5 protein-coding genes are annotated in these 6,567 nt (G+C 59.8%); 1 reads left to right on the forward strand and 4 read right to left on the reverse strand.

What is annotated here, in order from left to right; genetic code table 11:
- The 4 genes from GNF76_RS20470 to amaB form a co-directional block, all read right to left on the reverse strand.
- On the reverse strand, window positions 1-915 hold the full coding sequence (locus GNF76_RS20470) for an ABC transporter permease subunit (protein WP_003188099.1): 915 nt from the start codon (window positions 913-915) through the stop codon (window positions 1-3).
- 139 nt (window positions 916-1,054) lie between these two features.
- Window positions 1,055-2,191, reverse strand: a complete 1,137-nt coding sequence (locus tag GNF76_RS20475) for an ABC transporter substrate-binding protein (protein WP_155584936.1) — start codon at window positions 2,189-2,191, stop codon at window positions 1,055-1,057.
- A 376-nt stretch (window positions 2,192-2,567) separates the two neighbouring features.
- On the reverse strand, window positions 2,568-3,851 hold the full coding sequence (gene amaA, locus GNF76_RS20480; protein ID WP_155584937.1) for an L-pipecolate oxidase: 1,284 nt from the start codon (window positions 3,849-3,851) through the stop codon (window positions 2,568-2,570).
- Window positions 3,852-4,019: 168 nt separating this feature from the next.
- On the reverse strand, window positions 4,020-5,510 hold the full coding sequence (amaB, locus tag GNF76_RS20485; RefSeq protein ID WP_155584938.1) for an L-piperidine-6-carboxylate dehydrogenase: 1,491 nt from the start codon (window positions 5,508-5,510) through the stop codon (window positions 4,020-4,022).
- A gap of 154 nt (window positions 5,511-5,664) precedes the next feature.
- Between amaB and GNF76_RS20490 the strand changes: the two genes are divergently transcribed.
- Window positions 5,665-6,561, forward strand: coding sequence for a LysR family transcriptional regulator (locus GNF76_RS20490; protein WP_155584939.1), 897 nt, complete (start codon window positions 5,665-5,667; stop codon window positions 6,559-6,561).
- The last annotated feature ends 6 nt before the right edge of the window (window positions 6,562-6,567 follow it).

Below are 6,567 nucleotides of genomic sequence, written 5' to 3' on the forward strand. Positions count from 1 at the left end.
TTATACCTTCGCCACGAGTGGGCGACCGAGCAGGCCCTGGGGACGGAAAATCAGGATCACCACCAGCAGGGAGAAACTGAACACGTCTTTGTAGTCAGAGTTGATCAACCCCGAGAACAGCGACTCGGAAATACCGAGGATGATCCCGCCCAGCATTGCCCCTGGCAGGGAACCGATGCCACCGAGTACCGCTGCGGTAAACGCCTTGATGCCGATGATGAAGCCGGCATAGAAGTCGAACGTGCCGTAGTTCAAGGTAATCAGCACACCGGCCAGGGCCGCCATGGCTGCACCAATGACAAATACGTAAGAGATCACCCGGTCGGTGTTGATACCGAGGATCGAAGCCATCTTGCGGTCTTGCTGGGTGGCACGGCACATGCGGCCGAGCTTGGTGTACTTGATGATGTAGGTCAGCAGGGCCATACCGGCAAAGGCCGCGACCAGGATGAAGACCTTGGTGTACGTCAACTGCACGAACCCGGTGCCGATGTCGACTCGCCAGGCACCGGCCAGCAGGGTGGGAATGCCTTGTTGCTTGGCGCCCTGGGCGATCTGTGCGTAGTTTTGCAGGATCAGGGAGATCCCGATGGCGCTGATCAGCGGTGCCAACCGGGTGGAGTTACGCAGCGGTTTGTAGGCGACACGTTCAATGACCCAACCGTAAACGCCCGTGACGACCACAGTGAAGATCAAGGTGCCGAGAATGAGCAGCGGGAAGGATTCGATGCCGAAGTAAGCCAGCAGTGCCAGACTGATCGCCGCGAGGTAAGCGGAAATCATATAAACCTCGCCGTGGGCGAAGTTGATCATGCCAATGATGCCATAGACCATTGTGTAGCCGATGGCGATCAGGCCATAGACCGACCCGAGGGTCAGGCCGTTGACCAGTTGCTGCAGGAAAATACCATCCATAACGCAATCTCACGCAGTGAGAACCTGCACACCTGTGGGTGTGCGGCTCTTCTAGGAGGAAAAGACAGACACAATGGGGGCCGGCAACCACATCGCCCTGTGGGAGCGGCTCTGTGGTGCTCAACCGATCGTGTTCAGCTTATTTCTGCTTTTCCAGCTGGTGATACTTGCCGTCCTTGTCCCACTGGTAAACCACATAGTCGGAGACTTTCAGGTCGCCCTTGGCGTCCCAGGCCTTGTCGCCCATCACCGTCTTCACTGTGTTGGCTTTCAGCCATTTGGCGGCGTCTTCGCCCTTGTTGGATTTGGCGCCGTTGAAACCGGCGGCCAGGGCCTGGATCGAGGCGTAGGCATACAGGGTGTAGCCCTCCGGCTCTTTACCAGCCTTGCGGAATTCCTCCACTACCGCCTTGCTTTCCGGCAGCAGGCGCGGGTCGGCGCCGAAGGTCATGTAAACGCCATCCACGTACTGTGCACCACCAGCGGTGGCCACCAGCTCATCGGTCACGACACCGTCATCGGACATGAACTTGACGTCTTTGAGGCCAGCCTCACGCAGTTGACGCACCAGAGGACCGGCTTCCGGGTGCAAGCCGCCGAAATACACCACGTCGGCACCGGCTGCACGGATCTTGGTGACCAGGGCACTGAAGTCTTTCTCGCCGCGGGTCAGGCCTTCTTCGATCACCGGCTTCACGCCGCGCTTGGTCAACTGCGCTGCGGTGGCGTCAGCCAGGCCTTTGCCGTAGGTGTCCTTGTCGTTGATGACGGCGACTTTCTTGCCCTTGAGCACGTCGACGATGTAGTCACCGGCCACGATGCCCTGCTGGTCGTCACGGCCACACATACGGAACATTGCCGTCAACCCGCGCTCAGTCACCTGTGGGTTGGTGGAGCCAGGAGTGATCGCGATCACGCCCGCATCGCTGTAAACCTCGGAGGCGGGAATCGTGTTCGACGAACAGAAGTGCCCGACCACGCCGATCACCTTGTCCTGGTCAACCAGGCGGTTGGCCACGGCCACGGCTTGCTTGGGCTCGCAGGCATCGTCACCGGCCACCAGCACGATCTTCTCGCCGTTGATCCCGCCCGCTTTGTTGATCACCTCTGCGGCGGCCTTGGCGCCCACCATGTACTGCTCACCGAACGCCGCATTGGCGCCGGTCATCGGCCCCGCTACGCCAATCTTCACATCAGCTTGAGCAAACGCAGAAACACCCAACGCAGTAGCCACTGCGAGGGCGAGAAAACCTTTCTTGTAAAACGTCTGGGACATGAGGTGGTGCTCCGAGGTTTTTATTGAATTGGCACTGCAACTTCACTTCAAACTTTCACCAGAAAGCCCAGAGCAAGCCTCGTGCCATTACATTTTTATTATTCAAAAAGACACCGTGTCATTGTTATTACAGGCGTTTCGACTCCTTTCAATTGGACGTGCAACCCTTTAGCTCGCACAGGTATCACCAATGGACCGAAAAAGTGCAACCCGCCACTACAACCACTGCAACCCGTCCCTTAAACGACAGCCTCCGAACCTGTAACAACGTGCGTAACGGAACTGCACATTTACAGTGCGTTACTGCTACGACTCGCACCAATACAGATTAGTAGCCTGCTAAGAAAATGCCGCGTTCTTACAGGTATTTCGCTGATCAGATGACAATTCGCAGGCATTGCCCGGCGTGATACAGCGAGAATCCCGCCTCATATAAACAGCTGCGCAGGCCCACTCCGGCCAGCGGCTGCATCGGCGCGAACGGAATCGGCAACGCCTGTGGATTCTGGTGACACAGGTAATCGGCGAAGGCTTTGCCCACCACGCTGCCAGTGGTCACGCCACGCCCGTTGTAACCGGTGACGGCCACCAGGCCGGGCGCCGGCTCGAAGAGGCGCATCAGGTGGTCCGGCGTGAAAGCGATACAGCCCGTCCAGGTGAACTCCCACTGCACCGATCTGAGATAGGGAAAGTAATGCTGTTGCACTCGATCCGCCCACGCGTTGAGGAACCAGGCAGGTTTCTGATTGCCATTGCCCAGGCTGCCCAGTAACAGCCGGCCATCGGCATCCCGGCGAATGCTGCTGAGCACTTGTCGCGTATCCCAGGAGCCCTGGCCGCCGGGCAGGATTTGTTGCGCGGCGTCGTCGGTCAATGGGGCCGATGCCACCTGGTAGTAATAGCCGGGGAAGAAATTGCGCCGCAACTCGGTCCACTCGCCTTCGGTGTAGGCATTGGAGGCAATCACCACCTGTTCGGCGTGCACGGCACCTTGGGCGGTTTGCACAGACCAATGCTGGCCCTGGCGCTCCAGTTGGGTGACGGGGGAATGGTCAAACAGTTGCCCGCCAAGACCCACGGCGGCATTGGCCAAACCACTGGTGTAGGCCATCGGGTTCAACGTACCGGCGCGCCGGTCGAGCAAGGCGGCCGCGATTTTTTGGGTACCGGTGGCTTGTTCGCATGCAGCACCGGTCAACAGCTCAACCGGGGCACCACGACGCTTCCATTGTTCTTCACGGCTGCGCAAATCCGCCTCGCCACGGGCGTTGTGCGCCATGTGCAGAGTGCCTTCGCGGCGCAGCTGGCAGTCGATGTTGTATTTGTCGATCAGGCTGAACACCAGGGACGGTGCCGCGCCCAGCATGCGGTTGAGCTGACTGCCCACCGCCTCGCCAAAACCGGCTTCGATCTCGTCCGGAGGAATCCACATCCCGGCGTTGACCAACCCTACGTTACGCCCCGAACCGCCATGCCCCGTGCGATGGGCTTCCAGTACACAGACGCTTTTACCTTGTTCCAGCAAGTGAATGGCGGCAGACAAACCGGTGATACCGGCACCGATCACACACACATCCACCTTCACCTCACCCTTGAGCGCGGCACGATCCGGCCGGCCAGGGGTCAGTTGTTCCCACAAACATGCTTCGCGTAAAGGCATTGCCTGACTCCGATGAGACCTGACAAACAACTTTTTCAATCTGCGACCCCAATCAAATGTGGGAGCTGGCTTGCCTGCGATAGCATCACCTCGGTACATCAGTTACACCGAGGTGATGCTATCGCAGGCAAGCCAGCTCCCACATTGACCTCACTGCGACTCTAGATATCAGTCGAAGGTAATGCCCTGGGCCAGCGGCAGCTCAAGCGAATAGTTCACGGTATTGGTCTGGCGACGCATATACCCGCGCCACGCATCCGAGCCTGACTCACGCCCGCCACCGGTCTCTTTCTCACCCCCAAACGCCCCGCCAATCTCCGCGCCGCTTGGTCCGATGTTGACGTTGGCGATGCCGCAGTCACTGCCCACCGCCGACATGAACTGCTCGGCTTCCCGAACGTCGGTGGTAAAGATGCACGAGGACAGGCCTTGAGGCACCGCGTTGTTCAGGCGCAGGGCTTCAGTGAAATCGGTGTAGCCGACCACATAAAGAATCGGCGCAAAGGTCTCGGTGCACACCACCTCGCTCTGCTCCGGCATTTCCACAATCGCCGGCGACACGTAGTAGGCGTTGGGGAACGTGTCTTCCAACTGCCGCTTGCCACCAAACACCCGGCCGCCCTCGCTCAGCGCCTGCTCCAGAGCATCCTGCATGTTTTCAAAACTGTGCTTGTCGATCAACGGACCCACCAGATTGCCTTCCAGTGGATGGCCGATGCGCACCTTGGAATAGGCGGCCTTGAGACGGGTGATGATTTCCGCTTTCACCGATTCATGGGCGATCAGCCGGCGCAGGCTGGTGCAGCGCTGGCCGGCAGTGCCGACAGCGCTGAACAGAATGGCGCGCACGGCCATGTCCAGGTCGGCGCTTGGGCCGAGGATCATCGCGTTGTTGCCGCCCAACTCCAGAATGCTACGGGCAAAACGTGCGGCGACTTTCGGCGCCACTTCGCGGCCCATGCGGGTGCTGCCCGTGGCGCTGATCAGCGCGACACGCGGGTCGTCCACCAGTGCAGCACCGGCATCACGGCCACCGATGATCACTTGGCTCAGGTACTCGGGCGCATCGCTGAATGTCTTCAACACGCGCTCGAACAACGCCTGGCAGGCCAGTGCAGTCAGCGGGGTCTTTTCCGACGGTTTCCAGATCACGGCGTTGCCACACACCAGCGCCAGGGTGGTGTTCCACGCCCACACGGCCACCGGGAAGTTGAAAGCGCTGATCACCCCCACCACGCCCAGCGGGTGCCAGGTTTCACGCATGTGGTGGCCCGGGCGCTCGGAGGCAATGGTCAAGCCGTACAGTTGACGGGAAAGACCGACAGCGAAGTCGCAGATATCGATCATTTCCTGCACTTCACCCAAGCCTTCCTGGGTGATCTTGCCCGCTTCCCAAGACACCAACTCGCCCAGGTCCGCTTTATATTCACGCAGCACGTCGCCTAGCTGACGCACCAGCTCACCGCGTCGTGGAGCCGGCACCTTGCGCCAGGCCTCGAATGCATGCTCGGCGCGACTGACCTGCTGCTCCACCTCGGCGGCACCTTCCCAGTGCACACTGGCGATCTGGCTGCCATCAATGGGCGAATGCACCGGGTGTTTACCCGATTGGTACAGCGCCGGGTTTACCCCGAGACGATCAAGCAATGCGGCAACCATGGTTTTCTCCTTCCATCTACAAACGAAAATATGCGCCGCCCGTCAGAGGACGATCCAGACCTTATTTGTAGCTGGCCCAAGACTTGCCAACAAACGACGATTAGGCGAGATATCATTCCGTTTATTCATGCAAAAAAAGAAAAAGAGACCGGCCATGCTGAATAAAAGACATTTGCCCTCGATCACCGCCTTGCAGTGCTTCGAGGCGGTCACCCGGCACCTGAGTTTCACCCGCGCCGCCGAAGAGCTGAACCTCACCCAGAGTGCCGTCAGCAAACAGGTGGCGCAGTTGGAAGAACTGTTGCAACACCTGCTGTTTCGCCGGGTGCGCCGCCGCTTGCAGATGACCCCGGCGGGCGATCTGTACCTGGTGGAAGTGCGCAAGATCCTCACCCAAGTGGAGATGTCGACCCATTACCTGCGCTCCTACGGCGGCGAAACCGAAGTGCTGCGGGTGTCCACGCCCTACACCTTCGGCGCCCGCTGGCTGGTACCGCGCCTCAAGGGTTGGCGCCTGCGTCATCCGCAGATCCATCTGGACCTGTGCAACGAACAGGAACCCGACGAGCTGCTGCAAGGCAAGGCTGACCTGGCGTTCTACTTCGGCCAGGGCTCGCGCCCCGGTACCGAAAGCCTGAAGCTGTTCAGCGAAGAACTGGTGCCGGTGTGCGCACCGGACACGCTGCCCGCGCAGCCGTTTACCGACCCCACGCAACTGAGCGACCTGGTGCTGCTGCAGAACGCGTCCCGCCCCCAGGGCTGGCACGACTGGTTCGCCGCCCAGGGTTATCACACCGAACACAGCTACCACGGCCCGCGCTTCGAAACCTTCTATATGTGCATTCGCGCGGCACAAGTGGGCTGTGGCGTGGCGCTGTTGCCACGGTTTCTGGTGGAGGAGGAATTGGCCGAGGGCAAGCTGGTTATCCCCTGGCAGTACGCAATGCCCAGCCAGGACGCCTATTACCTGGCGTATCCCGAACATTCGGCGGAGGTGCCCAAGGTGCGTGATTTTGTGAGGTGGATGATGGAGCAGGTTGAGTCAGCTTGATTTTCG

Source organism: Pseudomonas spelaei, from assembly GCF_009724245.1.
GTDB lineage: Bacteria > Pseudomonadota > Gammaproteobacteria > Pseudomonadales > Pseudomonadaceae > Aquipseudomonas > Aquipseudomonas spelaei.